We start from the raw sequence: 19,170 nt of genomic DNA on the forward strand, positions 1-19,170 counted from the left end.
CACATTACTTGATAGTAGAACTGAGTGGTAGTTAAGTGCAGATTCGGTCTGTTGCCTGGTGGAGAGACACGTCGACGGCCGCCGGTCGACAGCGAAGCACGCTGCCGGCCGACGGCCGTTGGAGGAGCCGAACCACCCCGCCGAGGTCAGCTGCCCGGAGTGGGCAGGGCCGCCTCGGCGGGGGTGGGTCTCACTTGCGCTCGAGTTCCTCGAGGCTCGGGTAGATCGTCTCCTTCGGGGCGACTCCCTTATTGCGGATAAGCACGAAGTAGAGCACGAAGGTGACGACGATGCCCACGAGCCACGAGATGTCCGCGCCGCCGAGCTTCGCGACCAGCGGCCCGGTGTAGAAAGACTGCGCGAGGAACGGGATCTGAACGATGACGCCGATGCCGTAGGCGACCAGTGCACGCCAGTTCCAGTTGCCGTAGCGACCGTGACGGTCGTAGAAGGCGGGGATGTCGAAGCGGTCCTTCGAGATCAGGTAGTAGTCGGTGAGGTTGATGACCGACCATGGGGTGAAGACCATGAGCAGCGTGAGGACGAAGTTCTTGAAGTTCGCGAGGAAGTCCGCCGAGGCGAGCAGCGCAACGAGCACGGTGACGGTGACGATGCCGATGACGAAGACGGCGCGGGTCCATCGACGGATGGTCGCCCTGTTGCCAAAGGAGGTGAGGATCGTCAGCGTGCACATGAACGCGCCATAGGCGTTGAGGGTGTTGACCGTGAGCTTGCCCAGCAGGATGACGATGAAGATGAGCAGGGCGAACACACCCCCGCCGACGATGTCGCCGACATAGGCGACCTGATTCTCGACGAATTCGTTGCCGGACTCGGTCATGGCGGCCGCACCGATGAGCGCGCCCAGGGTCATCGACCACTGCGAACCGATGACCGATCCGCCGAAGGTGAACCAGAAGGTCTTCGAGGATGGGGTCGAGCGCGGCAGGTAGCGCGAGTAGTCAGCCACATACGGTCCGTAGGTCAGCTGCCAGCCCACGGACAGGGCGATGGCCGAGAGGAAGGCGGGGAAGGCGAACGACGAACCCGAGATCAGTCCGGGGACGTCGACCTGGGTGAGTACGCAGTAGGTGATGAAGAGGAAGCCGAGCAGGCCCGTCACCGAGGAGATCCGACCGAGCACGTGGATGTACTTGTATCCCAGCAGGGCCACCAACGCCGTGAGCGCACCGAAGATGACGATGCCGACCCATGGGGTCTGAACGCCGATGATGAGGTTGACGGCCTGGCCGGACAGCACCGCGCCGGTCGAGGCGAAGCCGATGTACATGAGCACGACGAGCACGAGCGGGATGATCGCGCCGATGATGCCGAACTGGGCGCGCGAGGAGATCATCTGCGGCAGACCCAGCTGCGGACCCTGCGCCGAGTGGAGTGCCATGACGATTCCGCCGATGATGTTGCCGATGAGCAGGCCGATGATCGCCCAGAGTGCGTCGGCGCCGAAGACGACGGCCAAGGCCCCGTCGACGATCGCGGTGATCTGAGTGTTGGCGCCGAACCACAGGGTGAACTGGGAACGTGGCGTTCCGTGACGCTCGGCGTCAGGCACCATCTCGATGGATCGCTTCTCGATCCCCGAATTGGTCGTACTAGCCATGAATTTCTCCTTTGAGTGATGAATCAGACTCAGTCAACACCCAAAGACGATGAGAGACGAGACCTGAATCACACATTCTGTCCGATATTTCGGATCATCTGCGGGGTGAAATGAATAGCGGGACTCAACGGCGAACGAATCGCCCCTCAGCCCCGCTTCGATCGTAATCTCGGACGGATTTCTGTTCTGTTTCGCTCGATTCTCCGGCTTGTTTCAGCCGCCTCATCAGGACAGAGAGCGCGCGATGATCGTGCGCTGGATCTCCGAGGAGCCTTCGTAGATGCGATAGATCCTCGCATCGCGGACATAGCGTTCGAGCGGAAAGTCCCGGGTGAAACCGTAGCCGCCGTGGATCTGCAGAGCCTCGTCGGCGATGAAGGCGGCCGCCTCGGAGGCGGCGAGCTTCGCGGTCGCCGAAGACCGAGTGAAATCGACCCCCGAATCGCGCTGTTCGGCGGCGTCCATCGTCAGCAGCCATGCCGACCGGTACTTCGTGTACATGTCCGCGAGCTTGAATGCGATGCCTTGGAGCCTGTTCAGCGGCTTGCCGTTGATCTTGCGCTCGCCGGCCCACGCCACGGCGGCGTCGAGGGCAGCCTTGCCGATTCCCAGGCTCATCGCAGCCACCTCGATGCGGCCGCGGTCAAGCACGCGCATGGCCGTCGTGAAGCCTTCGCCTGCCTTCCCGAGGAGGGCGTCCTCGGGAACCACGGTGTCGATGACGAACTCGTAGACCGGACTTCCGCGAAGACCCATCGTCTTCTCCGGGGGATTGAAGTCCAGCCCCGCCGAGGCGACCGCGGTGTCGACGATGAATGCGCTGATTCCCTTGTGGCCGGCGTCGACGTCGGTCTTCGCGTAGACGATGATGAAGTCCGCGAAGCCGGCGTTGGTGATGAAGCACTTCGTGCCCTTGATATGCCATCCGCCGTCGACGCGAGTGGCCTTCGTCGACATCTCTGCCGGGTTGGACCCGGCCCCCGGCTCGGTGAGTCCGAAGGAGCCGATGACTTCGCCGGCGGCGGCCCGCGGCAGCCACGCCTCGCACTGGGCGTCGGTGCCGCCGAGCAGGATCGAGTCGGTGGCGAGGAACTGCGCGGTGACGATCGACGCGGTCGATGCGCACGCCTCGGTGATGGCGGCGACCATCTGGCTCATCGCCACCGAACCGACGCCGGGCCCGCCGAATTCCTCGGGCAGGTTGAGCCCCATGACCCCCACCTCGGCGAGGGTCTTCAACGTCTCATCCGAGACACGTTCGTTCGCGTCTGCGGAGGCCGCCTGCGGGGCGAGGACGTCCTTGCTGATCTGGGCGACGGCGTCGACGAGTTCCTGTTCGTCGGCGGTGATGTCGAAGGCCATGAGTGCTCCTTGGAGGTGGGTTGATCGTGAGGTGCAGAGGATGTGCGTGGAGGGAGGCGTCGGCGGGAGGAGCCGAATCCTTCGTCCCGCGGCTCAGTTCGCCGACTCGGTCGGTTCGGCCGAGTCCGTCGAATCCGTTGGGTCCGACGGCTTCATCCGCCCCGCCTCGGCGAAGTCGGCATTGTGTTCGCCGAGGTGGGGCGCCGGCAGCGCGGACGCGGGCCGCGCTCCGTTGACGAGGAGCGGATGGCCGAGATAGGTGTGACCGGTGCGCGGATCGGCGGCAGTGAGTCCGCGACCTTTGCCGATGGGCCCGGTGACCGCCTCGGCGAAATCGAGGACGGGGGAGTTGGGGACTCCGGCGGCATCGAAGATCTCGCACAGCTCGGTCACGGTGCGCCCGCTGGTGAACTCTTCGATCTCGATGCGCAGTGCCTCGTCGTTGTCCGAGCGATGGCCGTCGGTGGCGAAGCGCGGGTCGGCGGCGAGCTCCGGCTTGCCGAGCGTGGCGGCGAGAGTGCCGAAGAGGCGGTCGTTGGCCACGGCGATGACGACGAGTCCGTCGGCGGCGCGGTAGGTGTCGAAGGGGGCGGAGACGGGGTGGCGGTTGCCGACCCGCGACGGAGAGGAGCCGGCCGCGTGGAGGGAGGCATTCGTCGGCTGCATGGCGAGCATGACATCGAGCATCGGAATGTCGATATGGGCTCCCTCGCCGGTGGTCTGACGGTGGAAGAGCGCCGAGGAGATGCCGAAGGCCGCGAACACTCCAGCGGAGACATCGGCGATCGATTCTCCGACTCGGGTGGGAGAGCCGTCGGCGAAGCCGGTCGAGGCCATGAGTCCGCTCAGTGCCTGGATGACCGTGTCATAGGCAGGTCGTCCCGCCTGGCTGCCGGCCTGTCCGAAACCGGAGATCGAGGCATAGACGATATCGGGCTTCACGGCCTTGATGTCGGCGTAGGAGAGGCCGAGTTTCGCCGCGACGCCGGGACGGAAGTTCTCGACGACGACATCGCAGCTCTTGATGAACTCGAGGAGGCGTGCATGGTGCTCGGGATCCTTGAGATTGGCCTCGATCGATCGCTTGCCGCGGTTGAGTCCGGTGAAGTACGTCGACCCGGAATCGGTGAAGGGTCCGAGATGTCGGGAATCGTCACCGTGGCCGGGCATCTCGATCTTGATGACCTCGGCGCCCTGATCGGCGAGCATGGCGGTGGCGTAGGGACCGGCGAGAACTCGGGAGAAATCGGCGACCCGAACCCCGGTCAGGAGCTGCTTCGTTGCGTTCATGACTCTCATCCTCGGCGTTGACCTGGGCGAGGACAACGGGGTGTGACGGGATTTCGTCCGAAGTGTCGGACGGAGGTGTCGGACGTCCCGAAGCTCCGACGGGCCGTCTGCCCCCGGGGCGGAGTTCCGGCACTCAATGCACGTTGCCCTGGCCGGAAGAGCTTCCGGCCAGGGCAGTGCACTGAGTTCTTCTCGTCGTGAGACGAGCGGGCCTCAGGCTACGCGTTCGAAGACCGCAGCCATGCCCTGGCCGCCGCCGATGCACATGGTCTCGACTCCGTAGCGGGAACCGCGGCGATCCATCTCCCGCAGCAAGGTGGCGAGGATGCGCCCACCGGTCGCGCCGACCGGGTGGCCCAGTGAGATGCCCGAGCCGTTGACGTTGAGACGCTCGGCGAAGTCGGATTCGGACAGTTTCCATTCGGTCGTGCAGGCGAGCACCTGCGCCGCGAATGCCTCGTTGAGTTCGATGAGGTCGATATCGCCGAGTTCGAGACCCGCGCGCTGCAGTGCCGTCGCGGTCGCCGGGACCGGGCCGATGCCCATGGTTTTCGGCGGCACACCGGCCACGGCCCAGCTGCGCATGCGGGCGAAGACCCGCAGACCCAGCTCGGCGGCCTTGGCCGCGGTGGTGACGATGCACAGAGCAGCGCCGTCGTTCTGGCCTGAGGCATTGCCGGCAGTCACCGTGGCCTCATCGTCGGACTTCCCGAGCATCGGCTTGAGCTTCGCGAGCTTCTCGACCGTCGACCCGGGACGGATGTGCTCATCGGTCGTGATGACCTGTTCGGGGGTCTTCCGGGTGGCTGGCAGCGTGATCGGCACGATCTCGTCGGCGAACTTCCCTTCCTCAGTCGCCGAGGCGGCACGACGGTGCGATTCCACGGCGTAGGCGTCCTGGTCCTCCCGCGAGATCTTGTACTCACGGCGCAGGTTCTCCGCGGTTTCGATCATTCCGCCCGGCACCCGGTAGTCATTGCCGCCGGCGGTGAGGCGGCCGCGGACGAGGCCGTCTTTGAGCTCGACGTTGCCGCCCCTGATGCCCCAGCGGATCTCCTCATTGAAGAACGGTGCGCGGCTCATCGACTCGACGCCGCCGGCGACGACGAGGTCCGCATAACCGGCCGAGATCATCGCGTGGGCGTCAGCGATCGCCTGCAGGCCGGAGCCGCAGCGGCGGTCGACCTGACGGCCCGGAACGGTGATCGGCAGTCCCGCGTTGAGGGCGACGACGCGGCCGATCGCCGGGGTCTCCATGTGCGGATAGCAGTTGCCGAGGACGACATCCTCAATGGCTTCACCCGGCAGGTTGGTCTTCTCCAGCAGAGCTTTCAGGACCTGACGGCCGAGCTCCTCGTGCGGAACGTCCTTGAACTGTCCGCCGAATCCGCCCACGGGGGAGCGGAGAGGTTCACAGATGACGATGTCTTCGGACACAGGGTCTCCCTTTGGGTTGTGATCGAGCCGTCCTGCTTGTGGGGCCGGAACGTCGACACGATCGGCATCACTGCCGAATTTGGTATTAATACTTTCCCATTTATGAACATATCCGAATGGATTGCGCCTGACAAGGGTGCGTCTCATTGAATGGGCCTCATCGTGACGGCGCGGCACTGGTGGGTGGGTCGCCTCGGTGACGGTATGCGGGGTCGCTGGATTCGATTCGCAAGATTCGCCAGCCTGGCCGGCTTGCGGCGGCCAGGCCGCTCAGCGGACTGTCGGCAGGACCGCCTCGGCGACATCGAGCACCGTGTTCAGGGCTGCGTCCTGCTGATCGAGTCGGTAGGCGAGGTGGAGCTGGGTGGCTTCGTTCGGGAGATCGAGCGGAACCGCGGCGATCCGCGAGTCATAGCCGGCGGCGACGGAATCGAACGTAATCGTCACGCCCATCCCGGCGGCCACGAGCGCGGAGATCGACTGCGAGTCGGGGGCCTCCTGGACCGTGCGCGGGCTGAACCCGGCATCGAGGCACAGTCGCATGGCGGTCTCGCGCAGGTTCGAATTCGGCCGCGCGGGCAGGAGGACGAAGGGCTCATCGGCGAGCTCGGCGACGCCGATCTTCTTTCGTTTCGCCAGTCGGTGCGAACTCGGCATGGCGACGCATGGGCGCTCGATGGCCACGGGGCGGCCGGCGATGAGCGGGGGCCTCCGTTGCCAGCGAACCAGGGCGAGGTCGAGAGTGCCGTCCATGATCCTCTCGAGGCCTTCGTCGGCATAGACCGTCGACTCGAGGTGGAAGGTGATGCCCGGATTGCGTTCGTGTGAGGCCGCCACGAGGGTGGCGGCGAGGTCGCGGGAAGACGGGTGTGAGTAGCCGAAGCGGACGCGGCCGACCTCACCGCTGGAGGAGCGGTGGACGGATTCGACGGCGGCCTGCTGGGTGGCGAGCATGTGCTTGGCCGGCTCGAGCAGGGCTTCGCCGGCGGGGGAGAGGCTGACTGAGCGGGTCGTGCGTTGGAACAGAGAAGCGCCGAGGTCGGTCTCCAGGGAGCGGATGGTGCGGCTCAGCGGGGGTTGGGCCATGCCGAGGCGTTCGGCGGCGCGGCCGAAGTGGAGTTCTTCGGCGACGGCGACGAAGGCGCGGATCTGCTGCAGCTCCATGGACGTTCTCCCTCGTCAGGCGTTCAGGCGGTCGGACATGCGGGTGGCCATCATTATTGCACGCTGGGTAATCAATGCCTGAGCTGTTTTATAGCGGTCGGCAATTGGGTGTGCGGCGCATATCTCGAGCACGTCCGAAATATCGGACAGAACCTGATCCGGACTACTTCCACGATCCTCTCCAGCCGCCAGAATGGGATGTGTAGTCAGAGCAGACAGCGCAGGACGGGCCGATAGTCGGTTTCCTGCCGAACCCGCAGACCAGTATCCGCGTTGTCGGACACAGCGACAAGGAGAACCCATGACCACCAAGCCGTCGTTCACCCAGCACGACCCTTCCCGGGTCATCCGCGCCGACCGCGGAACCGAGATCACCGCGAAGTCGTGGCAGACCGAAGCCCCCAAGCGCATGCTCATGAACAACCTCGACCCCGAGGTCGCCGAGCGTCCCGAAGACCTCGTCGTCTACGGCGGCACCGGCCGCGCCGCCCGCTCCTGGGAAGCATATGACGCAATCGTGCGCACCCTCGACGACCTCGAGGACGACGAGACCCTGCTCATCCAGTCCGGCAAGCCGGTCGGCGTCATGCGCACCCACGAATGGGCCCCACGCGTGCTCATCGCGAACTCCAACCTCGTCGGCGACTGGGCCAACTGGGAGCACTTCCGCGAGCTCGAGGCCGAAGGCCTCATGATGTACGGCCAGATGACCGCCGGTTCCTGGATCTACATCGCCACACAGGGCATCCTCCAGGGCACCTACGAGACCTTCGGCGCCATCGCCCGCAAGCGCTTCGACGGCACCCTGGCCGGCACCCTGACCATCACCGCCGGCTGCGGCGGAATGGGCGGAGCCCAGCCGCTGTCCGTGACCCTCAACGGCGGCGCCTGCCTCATCATCGACGTCGACAAGACCCGCCTCGATCGCCGCAAGGGCAAGCGCTACCTCGACGAAGTCGAAACCGACCTCGACACCGCACTGGCCAAGGTCATCGAAGCGAAGAAGAACAAGCAGGCCCTGTCCGTCGGACTCGTCGGCAACGCCGCCGAGATCCTCCCGCTCATCCTCGATCGCCCCGAGGCTGCTGAAGTCGACATCGTCACCGACCAGACCTCGGCCCACGACCCGCTGTCCTACCTGCCGGTGGGCGTGAGCGTCGACGACTGGAGTGATGAGGCCGAGCAGGATGCCGAGAAGTTCACCATCCGCGCCGAAGAATCCATGGCCAAGCACGTGAAGGCCATGGTCGAATTCCAGGACCGCGGCGCCGAGGTCTTCGACTACGGCAACTCGATCCGCGACGAAGCCCGCAAGGCCGGCTATGACCGCGCCTTCGAGTTCCCGGGCTTCGTCCCCGCCTATATCCGCCCCCTCTTCTGCGAAGGCCTCGGACCCTTCCGCTGGGTGGCGCTGTCCGGCGACCCGAAGGACATCGAGGTCACCGACCAGGCTCTCAAGGAACTCTTCCCCGACGACGAACACCTCCACACCTGGCTCGACGCCGCCAACGAATACGTCGAGTTCGAAGGCCTGCCGGCACGCATCTGCTGGCTCGGATACAAGGAACGCCACCAGGCCGGTCTGCTGTTCAACCAGCTCGTCGCGGAAGGCAAGATCTCGGCCCCGATCGTCATCGGCCGTGACCACCTCGACTCCGGTTCCGTCGCCAGCCCCTACCGCGAAACCGAATCCATGCTCGACGGCACGGACGCCGTGGCCGACTGGCCGCTGCTCAACGCCCTGGTCAACACCTCCTCGGGTGCGACCTGGGTGTCGATCCACCACGGCGGCGGCGTCGGCATCGGCCGCTCCATCCACGCCGGACAGGTCTCCGTGGCCGACGGCACCGAACTGGCCGCGAAGAAGCTCGCCCGCCTGCTCACGAACGACCCGGGCATGGGCGTCATCCGCCACGTCGACGCCGGCTACGACCGCGCCTCCGAGGTGGCCGAGGAGCGCGGTCAGCGCGTGCCGATGATCCCCGAGCTCGACAAGCGCGACGAGGATTCCGCCGCACAGTAAGCAGTCTGCGGCGCAGGTGCGTACACGTGCGCTGCGTCGACGGGCGCGGTCGCGGCTCAAGCGGGCACTTTGGTACAGGCTGTTCTGAATTGCTCACGGCGGAATCTATCGGTGGTAGCAACACTCGGTGGGCATTTCAGAATAGGGTGTACCAAACGTGGATTCCGCCCTGCAGTAAGGGCGCCGAACAGCTCGAGAAAAGTCGAGCAGCACTGATTTGAAACAGTGCTGCTCGACTTTTTGTGTGCCGCGGGCGGTTGCCGACGGCGAGTCGCGAGGTGCGCCGCCGCTCTGCTTGTCGGCAGATCGCGTGCACCGCTGGTCTGTTGCGCCGGACGGCAGGTCGCGTGCGGTGGCGTTGAACCTCTTCGTGCCAGGCAGCTGCCCTCGCCCACTGTCCGAAATGTCGGACGAATCTCGTTTCGGGTCGTTCTCTGTTGTCTCCGCGCGGTCCATACTGGTTGTGGACCACACTCGATCGGAAAGGGCCGACCGTCATGCAGCTATTCACCGGGATCAGCGAATTGGTCGTCAACGACCTCGACAGCCTCGGCGAACTCGATGTCGTCACAGATGCCGCTCTGCTCGTCGAAGACGGTCGGATCATCTGGTCGGGGTCGTCCGCACAGGCGGACACGGCGGTGCAGAACTACCTCGGCGAGGCGATCGCACACGACGTCAACGACGATGACATCGTCAATGGGGAAGTCACCTCGGCGAATGAATTGGGCGGACTCGAGACGATCGACCTCGATGGGAACGCCGTCATCCCGGGCTTCGTCGACAGCCACAATCACCTCATCTTCGCCGGTGATCGGTCCGAGGAATTCGCGGCGCGGATGGCCGGGCAGAAGTACTCGGCCGGGGGCATCGCCACCACCGTGGCCGCCACCCGCGCAGCGACGGAATCCGAACTCGAGGCGAACCTCGTCCACCTGCTCGATCAGGCCAGGCGGCAGGGAACGACGACGTTCGAGATCAAGTCCGGCTACGGGCTGACCGTGCCCGACGAGATCCAGGCCCTCGACATCATCAACCGGCACACCGAGGAATCGACCCTCATCGCCGCGCACGTCGTCCCGCCTGAATTCAAAGAGAATCCGGAAGGCTACGTCGACCTCGTCATCGACGAGATCATCCCTGCGGCCGGGGGCAAGGCGAAGTGGATCGATGTGTTCTGCGAAACCGGTGCCTTCACCGAGGATCAGACCCGGCGGATCATCGAAGCCGGCAAGGCCGTCGGAATGAAACCGCGGCTGCACGCCAACCAGCTCACCGAGGGAGGGGCGCTCAAGCTCGGCGCCGAACTCGGCTGCGTGTCCGTCGACCACGCTACCTTCGCCTCCGACGAGGACCTTGCCGTCCTCGCCGAGGCGGGCACCGTCGTCACCCTGCTGCCGAGCATCGAATTCTCCACCCGACAGCCCTACCCGGACGCGCGCCGCTACGTCGACGCGGGAGTCTCGTTGGCGATCGCCAGCGACTGCAATCCCGGCTCCGGGTTCTCCAACAGCATGCCCTTCGTCATCGCCATCGGCGTTCGCGACATGCACTTCACCGTCGAACAGGCAGTGTGGGCGGCGACAGCCGGCGGAGCCAACGCCCTGCAGCGCACCGATGTCGGCCACCTCGGAGCGGGAGCCCGCGCCGACCTGGCCATCCTCGACGCACCCAGCTACCGCCACCTGGCCTACCGGCCGGGTGTCCAGCTGGTCGAGAGGGTCTACTCCGGCGGTGAGCTCATCGTCGACAACCGATCCCGCGACTGAACTTCATCCACGACGAACACAAGGAAAGGCTCTTCATGACCACATTCATCGATCTCGACCCCGACACACTGACCTTCGCCGAGGTGGTCGACGTCGCCCGCCGCGACGCAAAAGTCTCCCTGTCCGAAGCCACCCTGGCCCGGGTGAACAAGTACCGCGAGGCCATCGACGCCCTCGCCCAGGCCGAGAAGCCCGTCTATGGGGTCTCCACCGGATTCGGCGCGCTCGCGCAGCGCCACATCCCCGCCGAACTGCGCACCCAGCTGCAGAAATCCCTCATCCGTTCCCACGCCGCCGGCGTCGGCGAGCCCGTTGAACGCGAAGTCGTGCGCGCCCTCATGCTGCTGCGCGCCCGGACACTCGCCACCGGTCGGGCCGGCGTCCGCGCCGAAGTCCTCCAGACCTACGTCGACCTGCTCAACGCCGGAATCACCCCGGTCGTCCACGAATACGGATCACTCGGCTGCTCCGGCGACCTCGCGCCCCTGTCGGCGTGTGCCCTCGTCGTCATGGGCGAAGGCGTGGCCGAAGGGCCCGACGGAGTGGCGGGACCGGCCGACGAGATCCTCGCAAAGGCCGGAATCACCCCGGTCACCTTGGCTGAGAAGGAGGGCCTGGCGCTGGTCAACGGCACCGACGGCATGCTCGGCATGCTCATCATGGCGCTCACCGACCTCGAGAACCTGCTCACCGCCGTCGACGTGTCCGCAGCCATGAGCATCGAGGGTCTATTCGGCACCGACGCCGTCTTCGCTCCCGAACTCCACTACGCCCTGCGCCCGCACGACGGTCAGGCCGCCTCGGCCGCGAACATGCTCGCCTCGCTCAAGGACTCGGGCATCACCGCCAGCCACCGCGACTCCACCCACCTCGTCCAGGACGCCTACTCGATGCGCTGCGCCCCGCAGGTCAACGGTGCCGCCCGCGATGCCGTGGGCTTCGCCGTCGGAGTCGCCGAACGCGAACTGCGCTCGGCGATCGACAACCCGGTCGTACTCACCAACGGAATGGTGTCCTCGAACGGCAACTTCCACGGTGCGCCCCTGGCCCACGCCCTCGACTTCCTCGCGATCGTCGCCGCCGACGTCGCCTCGATGTCGGAACGACGCACCGACCGGATGATGGATGTGGCCCGCAACCAGGACCTCACCCCGTTCCTCGCCGATGACGCCGGCGTCGACTCAGGGCTCATGATCGCCCACTACACGCAGGCGGCCATGGTCTCCGAGGCCAAACGCGGCGCTACCCCGGCCTCGGTCGACTCGATCCCGTCCTCGGCCATGCAGGAAGACCACGTGTCCATGGGGTGGTCGGCCGCACGCAAGCTGCGCAAGGTCATCGACAACCTCGCCTCCGTCGTCGGCATCGAACTCTATGCCGCCTCCCGTGCCTGCGATATGCGCGACGCCGCACCGGCACCGGTGACCGGAGCCGTGATCGCGGCGATCCGTGAGACCGTGCCCGGACCCGGACCCGACCGGTTCCTCTCGCCCGAACTCGCCGAGACCATTGCGAAGGTCAAGGACGGTTCGCTTATCGCCGCCGCCGAGGCGGTTGCACCGCTGACCCACACCGTCACCGCTGCTGCCGGAACCTGGCAGCCGGAAGACGGCGGACCGGCCGTCAACGATCCAGAGTTCACTGCGCTGGGTAACCTCGAAGCCGCCGCCGAAGCTTCGGGCACCTCTGCAGCCACCACCCACCAGGACTGACACGGGGCAGGGGCTTGTCGCCGACCGGACCTGACCGTCGGGCGTATTACGCCAGGGCCGGCCGACTGCAGGACCGACACATCACCGGGCCCGACCGATTTCGAACGGAGTGAACTGTTAATGAGCGATGTCGTCTCGCTGCTGAGCCAGATCGAGGACACCGGCCGCGGCACCCGCGGGCCGGGCTACCAGCGGCCCGGATTCTCGGCCACCGAACGGAAGCTGCGTGAGTGGTTCCTAGCCGAGGCGGACCGCCGTGGCCTCGACACGGAGATCGACGCCAACGGAATCACGTGGGCCTGGGCCACCCCGCCTGGTGACAATGCCGTGGTCACCGGTTCCCACCTTGACTCGGTGCCCGGCGGCGGCGAGTTCGACGGTCCTCTCGGTGTCGCCTCGGCGCTGGCGGCCTTCGATGTGCTCAAGGCCTCCGGCGCGCTCGACCAGGCCACCCGGCCCTTCGCTCTGGCAGTGTTCCCCGAAGAAGAAGGCTCACGCTTCGGCGTCGCCTGTCTCGGCTCGCGGCTGCTCACCGGCGCCATCGACGCTGACCGCGCGCTCGGCCTCAAGGACGCCGCCGGTGACACCTTCGCCGACGTCGCCCGTGGCTATGGCCTCGACCCGGATCGGATCGGGCGTGACCAGTCTCGGCTGGCCGGAATCGGTTCCTTCATCGAACTCCATGTCGAACAGGGCGTCGGTCTGATCAACACCGATCAGGCCGTCGCCATCGGCTCCTCGATCATCGGCCACGGGCGCTGGCACTTCGCCTTCTCCGGTCAGGGCAACCACGCCGGCACGACTCCGATGAGCCATCGCGCCGACCCTGTGGTCGCGGCCTCCCGCGTGATCGGGGACATCCCGACCCTAGCGGCCGCCACTGACGCGAGCGCCGTGGCGACCGTGGGCCGCACCCTCATCCACCCCGGCGGGACGAACGTCATCGCTTCGACCATGAGCTTCTGGCTCGACATCCGCCACCCTGACGATGCCGTCGTCAAGCAGGTGCTCGAGGCGATCAGCCGTCGTGCCCAGGACCATGGCGCTGATTCCGGTGTCGAGGTGACCATCTCGCAGGAGTCCTACTCTCCGACGACTCACTTCACCGCCGGCCTCAACTCGCGCCTGACTTCGGTGCTGCCGGACGCTCCGCTCCTGCCTTCGGGAGCCGGACACGATGCCGGAATCCTCGCACCTCACGTGCCGTCGGCGATGCTCTACGTCCGCAACCCGACCGGCGTCTCTCACGCTCCCGAAGAGGCCTGCGAGGTCGACGACCAGAGGGCCGGGGTCGACGCGCTCGTCAACGTGCTCGCCCGCGAACTCGGCATCGAACACGCCGTTGTCGACGGCAGTGTCGGAGGCCCGACGAACGGAGGTGCACGATGAGCACCCGTTACTGGTGCGAATCCGCCTGGGTCGACGGAGCCGTCGCCCGCGGAGTCCTACTGAGCGCCGACGACACCGGAACGCTCACCGCCGTCGAAACCGGGATCGACACCGCCCCGTCCGACGCCGAGGCGGTGCACGGGTTCATCCTGCCCGGCGGAGTCAACGCACACTCCCATGCCTTCCACCGGATGCTGCGCGGCCGCACCCACGGCGACGGCGGCACTTTCTGGACCTGGCGCGAAGTCATGTACTCCGTCGCCGCGAAACTCGACCCCCAGTCCTACGAGACCGTGGCCCGCGCCGTGTTCGCCGAGATGCTCGCCGGCGGCTACACCTCGGTGGGGGAGTTCCACTACGTCCACCATGCACAGGACGGAACCCCTTACGGCACGGAACGTCCCCGCGGGGACGCGGCGGATCCGGTCGCCGAGGCGGACGACCACACCGCACGTCCCCGCGGGGACGCGAACGATGACGAACTGCGCGCCCACGCGATGGAACGAGCGCTGGCACGGGCGGCCGCCTCGGCGGGGATCCGCATCCGACTGCTCGACACCTGCTATCTCACCGGGGGCATCGACGCCGAACTCTCGGCCGAACAGTCCCGATTCGGCGACGGCACGATCGACGGATACATGGACCGTCATGCCGGACTCACCGAAGCTTTCGCCGAGGAGTTCCCTGTCAACGCTCCAGGTGAGAGCTTCGTCCACGTCGGCGCGGCCATCCACTCGATCCGCGCAGTCCCGGCCGCGAACCTGCCGAGGTTCGCCGAACTCACCGGGCCCGTGCACGTGCACCTGTCCGAACAGCCCGCGGAGAACGAGGCCTGCCAGAGTGCGTACGGAGCCAGTCCCACCGAGGTGCTCGGACGTTCCGGAGTCGTCACCGACCGGCTCTCGGCCGTCCACGCTACCCACCTGAGCGAGGAGGACATCGCGATCCTCGGCGGCTCCCGGTCGACGATCGTCATGTGCCCGTGCACCGAGGCGGACCTCGCTGACGGCATCGGACCGGCCCGGGAACTCGCCGACGCCGGAGCTGTGATCTCGCTCGGCTCCGACCAGCACGTCGTCCTCGACGCCCTGCGCGAGACCCAAGGGCTCGAAGCCGGCGAACGCCTGCGCTCCGGTCAGCGCGGCCGATTCTCACCGACCGAACTCATCACGGCACTCACCGAAGGAGGGGCACGCAGCCTCGACCTGCCCGTCGGCGCGCTCGAGGTCGGGAAGGCGTGCGATTTCGTCACCCTGCGCACCGACAGCATGCGCACCATGGGATCACTGGACGAACAGATCATCCTCACGGCCACCTCGGCGGACGTGTCCTTGACCGTCAGCGGCGGTCGAGTGCGCGTGCGCGACGGCGTGCACGCCGAACTCGGGGACATCTCCGAGCTCTACGCGCAGGCGTTCGCGGCGCTGGAGATGGAAGGCTGAATCGTGGCTGAGGTCGTTGCGGGCAGGCACGCCGGGGTTGCCGGGATCGGAAGTGGTCGCCGTGGCTGAGGTTCCCGCGCTGCGCAGGGCGATCGCGATCCTGCGGCACATGGCGGTGTCGAACCGGGCGATCACGGCCGGCGCGCTGGTCCGGTCCCTCGACATTCCGCGATCGAGCGCCTACGACATCCTCAACGTCCTCGAGGAGCTCGGGCTCGTGGCGCGCACTGATTCCGGGTACGTGCTCGGGGCCGGCGTGCACGAGCTCGGGGCGTCCTACCTGCGGACGAACCCGCTGCAGCGGTTGGCGCAGCCGATCGTGCGACAGCTGGCCGAAGACACAGCCGCCACGGCACAGCTCGCGATCATCCGCGGTTGGGAGACCGAGTATGTGCTCAAGGAGCAGTCGCTGAAGTCGGTTGCCGTCATCACCGCCACCGGGGTGCGCATGCCCAGCTACCTCACCGCGACGGGGCGGGCGATCCTCGCGCAGCTGCCGAAGTCCGAGGTGCTCGCGATGTTGCAGTCCGAGACCGGATTCGTCACCCGCACCGGTAAGGGCCCGACCTCGGTCAAGGCCCTCAACGCCGTGCTCGCCCAGGAGAGGCGAGTCGGCTGGGCGATCGAACACGGAGAGGTGACGCCGGGCATCTCGACGATCGCGGCACCGGTGTTCGATGTGCTGGGACGCCCGATCGCCGCCGTCGGACTGTCAGTGTCCGACAGCGTGAAGGCCGCTGGAACGGGGGCGGATAAGGGCGCGGGGAAGGACCTGGATCAGGGGTCTGGGGTGGACTCCGATCCATTGGCGTCGCTGGCCGAGAAGGTCATCGCCACGGCCGCCGAGGTGACCGCGAAGCTGCGGTGAGGCGCATCCTGTCCGCCGGCAACGAGCGGGCCAATGCCATCCGAGGCGACGCTTGCCGAGGTGCGCATGGCCGAGGGTATGGATTACACGGTGTGAGTTTCCAACGCTGTGAGTCCTCCGTTCTCACTGCCGGCGCAGCAGGGCCGCGACCTCGAGGTGCTTCGTGTGCGGAAACATGTCGAAGATCCGCGCCCGCTCGACGGTATAGCTCGGCATCCGGGCGATGTCCTTGGCCAGGGAGACGGGATTGCAGCTCGAATACACGATGTGCTCGACACCCGAATCCTCGAGCACAGACGACAGCTTGGCCCCGATCCCGCGCCGAGGGGGGTTGACGACCACGCAGTCCGGCCGTTCATCCGTGGCTAGGTGTTCCTCAGCGCACGAGGCGGGAACGTCGACCAGGGGCGAGGAACCAGCACCACCCAGGTGCTCCTCGGCGAACTCTGTGGCATCGCCGGCGAGGAATCGTGCGTCGATGCCGAGCTCGCTGGCACTGATCTTCGCGGATTCGATCGCCTGCTCGCTGATCTCGACACCGGTGACGTGGCGGGAGCTGTCTGCACAGTAGAGCGCGAATCCGCCGACGCCGCAGTAGAGATCCCACAGGTTCTTGGCCTCCACTGAGTCCACCCATTCGGCGACCTGGTTGTACAGTCCGATGGCCACGGCGGTGTTCGTCTGAAAGAAACTCTGCGGCCGCAGATGCAGATTCACCCGGTCGAGGTTCATCCGCAGGGACCGACCCTGCAGCATTTCCTCGCGATCGCCCTCGAGCACGGCCTTGTGCTCGGGCAGCTGATTCACCGATACCACGGTCGCCTCAGGCACTGCCTCGAACAGCGCGGTCCGCCGCGAACGCAGCACATCGAGTCCGTGCTGGGTGCGCACGACGAACCTGATCATCAGGTCCCCCGACGGGGCCGCCGTGACATGGACGAACTTCAATTCCCCGCGGCGCGCTACGACATCATAGGGCTCGAGTCCCGTGCCATCGAGGAATTCCGCGAGTACCGGAATCACTGCACGGATCGCGGGGGCCTGAATCCCGCAGTCACGCAGATCGACACCGTGGAACTCCTGATCGAGGATGCCCAAGGTGGCGTGCCCGGCTGACCCTCCGACGGCGAGCTTCGCCCGGTTCCTGAAGTCCCGCACCCCGCCGGCGAAGGTTGGCAGCCATTCACGTGGAGCCGCCTCGGCGAGGGTCTCCCGACACCACGATTCCTTGTCCGTGATCTGCTGCTCGTAGGGCGTTTCGATGAGGGCGCAGGAACGGCATTTCCCGCGCTCGAAATACCCGCAATGCAGGCGCCCATGATCCGCCGAGGCGAGGGAGAGCGGCAAGGTCGTCATCCCGCAATTCTAGTCGGTGATCGGCCCCCGGAATCGTTGACCCGGACCGTCCGGCAGCCGTAGATAATTTCGGACAGTTCGTCGAAAAACGGGGTGAGTGTCGAGAAACGCATGCGCACACGCGTTCTTCGGCGCTCAGCCCGTTTTTCGGCGAAGTCGGGAGAGGCGCGCGCCAGGAAATCAGGCGGCGATGAAGGCGAGGGCGACGAAGGTGCCGAATGAAACGAACGGGGCGATCGCAGCGACGGCGATGGCGATGATGCCGGGCGTACGGCCCCGCCCGGTGACCGCGGCCGTGATGCCGAGGAGGATTCCCGTGAGACCCAAGCAGGTGCACAGGCCCTGGACTCCGACGAGCATGGTCGCCAAGGTCTGATACCAATCCGGTGTGTCCGTGAAGTAGTAGCCGGACGCCGCCTCGGACGGCCCGACGGTCACGCCCAAGATCACCGAGGCGGCCAGGCTCAGGGCCATGGCGACGATCGAGAGCGCCACGGCCACCTTGCCCAGCGCCGGCGACTTCACCGAGGCGGCGCCATCCATTCGAGTGTTGACGCCGTTGTGCGCATCAGCCAGATCGTCGGGCCGCGGCGAGGCATAGACGGGATGGACGGGAGGGGCGGGGACTCGGGGCTGCTGTGCCGCGAGCTCATCGTCGGTGGGCTGGGGGTACGAGAAGTCCGTCGAAGTCATGCTTCGACGCTATCGTCGCAGAAAGGCGGCGCCCCACCCTGCTATCCCAAGAGTGGGGTCGGGAAAACCACCCTGCAGGCAGCGCGAGTCAGGGCTTGCGGGCGACGATGAGGAACCTCTTCTGCGTGACCGCGATCGGCTCACTCGACTCGGCCAAGCGTCTGAGGACATCGAGGTTGGACCTGACGGAGAACCCGGGGACATCCCACGGAATATAGGCGAGGTATTCGATGACCGCCTCGACGTCGGTGAAGCGCATCGTTCCCTGCCACTTGCGGGCCGCCTCGATTGCCAGTCCCTGACTCTCGACGTCGCTGATGCATGGCTCGAGCTGCTGGCGCAGATCGCCCACCCCGCCCCCGAAGAGGTCACGGAACTCCTGCGCCTCTGTGCCGTCGACCTGTTGTGTGAGGAACAGTCCGCCCGGGGAGAGCACGCGGGCCACCTCGGCGAGGTCATAGCTTTCGTGGCGGTTCATCACAAGGTCGAACTCGTCGTCATCCCAGGGCATCTCCGGGTGGTGATCGCTGTCGTACCGGGTGACCTCGACGCCGTAGTCCTCCAGCATCGAGGCGGCCAGGGGCACGTTGGGTTCCCACCCCTCGGTCGCGGAGATCGTCGGCGAGGGTTCGCCGGGAGGTCGGGCATCCTCGAGGCGATCGATGAGTTCGGCGAGGCGCTCGCCGCCTCCCGTGCCCATGTCGAGGCATCTGCTCGACTCGGCCATCGCATCGAGGCAGATCTGATCGAAGTCCCACGGCGGATCATCGGCGACGAGGCGGCCGGCCAGTGGGGAGAAATCCCACCCGGTCATCGCCGCCGTCTCATGGATCCAGGCCCATCGCTCGTGGCGTTCGTGGGGAGTCTCGTCGCGCGTGCGACTGCTGTCGGCATATTCGGGCATGTCCACACTCCTCTGCCGGGTGGCTCGGCACCATCACCGAGCAGTTCTGCAACTCTGCCGGACGGCTGGGCGCCGCAGGGGCGCGGGTGCCGTACTTCGACTCTAGGCCAAAACAGGATCGAGGAGCGGGATATGGCGAA

Annotated in this window: 14 protein-coding genes; 6 read left to right on the forward strand and 8 right to left on the reverse strand. The window is 66.4% G+C overall.

Features of this window, described 5'->3' with window-relative positions; all coding sequences use genetic code 11:
* Positions 1 to 190: 190 nt before the first annotated feature.
* The 5 genes from CXR29_RS01360 to CXR29_RS01380 all read right to left on the reverse strand — a co-directional run bounded on the left by CXR29_RS01360 (position 191) and on the right by CXR29_RS01380 (position 6,874).
* Positions 191 to 1,621, reverse strand: coding sequence for a purine-cytosine permease family protein (locus tag CXR29_RS01360; RefSeq protein WP_127363653.1), 1,431 nt, complete (start codon positions 1,619 to 1,621; stop codon positions 191 to 193).
* Positions 1,622 to 1,846: 225 nt separating this feature from the next.
* Entirely contained in the window at positions 1,847 to 2,983 is a 1,137-nt protein-coding gene (locus CXR29_RS01365) for an acyl-CoA dehydrogenase family protein (RefSeq protein WP_127363654.1), read from the reverse strand.
* Positions 2,984 to 3,076: 93 nt separating this feature from the next.
* Positions 3,077 to 4,273: a CaiB/BaiF CoA transferase family protein gene (locus CXR29_RS01370; protein WP_127363655.1), complete on the reverse strand. Its 1,197-nt coding sequence runs from the start codon at positions 4,271 to 4,273 to the stop codon at positions 3,077 to 3,079.
* Positions 4,274 to 4,486: 213 nt separating this feature from the next.
* The gene (locus CXR29_RS01375; protein ID WP_241241539.1) at positions 4,487 to 5,710 is read right to left on the reverse strand and encodes an acetyl-CoA C-acetyltransferase; all 1,224 of its coding nucleotides are present in this window, start codon (positions 5,708 to 5,710) and stop codon (positions 4,487 to 4,489) included.
* A 270-nt stretch (positions 5,711 to 5,980) separates the two neighbouring features.
* Complete coding sequence (locus CXR29_RS01380; RefSeq protein ID WP_127363657.1) at positions 5,981 to 6,874, reverse strand: LysR family transcriptional regulator; 894 nt, start codon at positions 6,872 to 6,874, stop codon at positions 5,981 to 5,983.
* A gap of 301 nt (positions 6,875 to 7,175) precedes the next feature.
* On the opposite strand from CXR29_RS01380, the gene hutU reads away from it, so the two are divergent.
* The 6 genes from hutU to CXR29_RS01410 all read left to right on the forward strand — a co-directional run bounded on the left by hutU (position 7,176) and on the right by CXR29_RS01410 (position 16,077).
* A complete protein-coding gene (hutU, locus tag CXR29_RS01385; protein ID WP_127363658.1) occupies positions 7,176 to 8,897 on the forward strand; it encodes a urocanate hydratase in 1,722 nt (573 codons plus the stop codon).
* Positions 8,898 to 9,394: 497 nt separating this feature from the next.
* Complete coding sequence (gene hutI / locus CXR29_RS01390) at positions 9,395 to 10,666, forward strand: imidazolonepropionase (protein WP_206516245.1); 1,272 nt, start codon at positions 9,395 to 9,397, stop codon at positions 10,664 to 10,666.
* Positions 10,667 to 10,701: 35 nt separating this feature from the next.
* Positions 10,702 to 12,378: a histidine ammonia-lyase gene (gene hutH / locus CXR29_RS01395; protein WP_127363659.1), complete on the forward strand. Its 1,677-nt coding sequence runs from the start codon at positions 10,702 to 10,704 to the stop codon at positions 12,376 to 12,378.
* Between the two features lie 120 nt (positions 12,379 to 12,498).
* Positions 12,499 to 13,767 carry an allantoate amidohydrolase gene (locus CXR29_RS01400; RefSeq protein WP_127363660.1) on the forward strand — a complete coding sequence of 423 codons (1,269 nt, stop codon included), beginning with the start codon at positions 12,499 to 12,501 and terminating at the stop codon, positions 13,765 to 13,767.
* Positions 13,764 to 15,209: an amidohydrolase family protein gene (locus tag CXR29_RS01405; protein ID WP_127363661.1), complete on the forward strand. Its 1,446-nt coding sequence runs from the start codon at positions 13,764 to 13,766 to the stop codon at positions 15,207 to 15,209. The genes CXR29_RS01400 and CXR29_RS01405 overlap by 4 nt, the downstream gene beginning before the upstream one ends.
* 61 nt (positions 15,210 to 15,270) lie before the next feature.
* On the forward strand, positions 15,271 to 16,077 hold the full coding sequence (locus CXR29_RS01410) for an IclR family transcriptional regulator (protein ID WP_101554827.1): 807 nt from the start codon (positions 15,271 to 15,273) through the stop codon (positions 16,075 to 16,077).
* Between the two features lie 123 nt (positions 16,078 to 16,200).
* On the opposite strand, the gene CXR29_RS01415 is transcribed toward CXR29_RS01410, so the two are convergent.
* The 3 genes from CXR29_RS01415 to CXR29_RS01425 form a co-directional block, all read right to left on the reverse strand.
* A complete protein-coding gene (locus CXR29_RS01415) occupies positions 16,201 to 17,433 on the reverse strand; it encodes a methyltransferase domain-containing protein (protein WP_127363662.1) in 1,233 nt (410 codons plus the stop codon).
* 180 nt (positions 17,434 to 17,613) lie between these two features.
* A complete protein-coding gene (locus CXR29_RS01420) occupies positions 17,614 to 18,126 on the reverse strand; it encodes a hypothetical protein (RefSeq protein ID WP_127363663.1) in 513 nt (170 codons plus the stop codon).
* A gap of 88 nt (positions 18,127 to 18,214) precedes the next feature.
* Entirely contained in the window at positions 18,215 to 19,030 is an 816-nt protein-coding gene (locus CXR29_RS01425) for a class I SAM-dependent methyltransferase (protein ID WP_127363664.1), read from the reverse strand.
* Positions 19,031 to 19,170: the final 140 nt, after the last annotated feature.

Source organism: Brevibacterium linens, assembly GCF_003999335.1.
Taxonomy (GTDB): domain Bacteria; phylum Actinomycetota; class Actinomycetes; order Actinomycetales; family Brevibacteriaceae; genus Brevibacterium; species Brevibacterium linens.